General features: G+C 48.1%; 1 tRNA gene. It reads left to right on the top strand.

Annotated elements, in window-relative coordinates:
• Positions 1–250: 250 nt before the first annotated feature.
• Positions 251–322, top strand: a tRNA-Ala gene (locus tag I6E26_RS11125).

Below are 322 nucleotides of genomic sequence, written 5' to 3'. Positions count from 1 at the left end.
GAGTAAGCTTAGAGCTTATATCCAGGTCGTAGCATCAGGCTTTGCATTGTCTAGTTTTGAGGGAACACATTAAAAAAGAATGTGAAACTCACTGGACAGCGTTTTGATACAGTTGTGAAGTAGATTTATGACAAGTATCACGCTGCTAGGCGAGGAGCATCAAGGAGTATGAGGAAGGCATAGTACCCTATGTCGACGAAATACGACGCAGATGTGACAAAGCATAGCAGTGCGAGACGCAGTCAGAAATGGGGGCGTAGCTCAGCTGGGAGAGCACCTGCCTTGCAAGCAGGGGGTCAGGAGTTCGATTCTCCTCGTCTCC

Origin of the sequence: Anaerovibrio lipolyticus, assembly GCF_021531495.1 — a bacterium.
GTDB lineage: Bacteria > Bacillota > Negativicutes > Selenomonadales > Selenomonadaceae > Anaerovibrio.
Note: the sequence above shows the minus strand (reverse complement) of the source record. Positions and strands in the feature narration are given on the sequence as shown.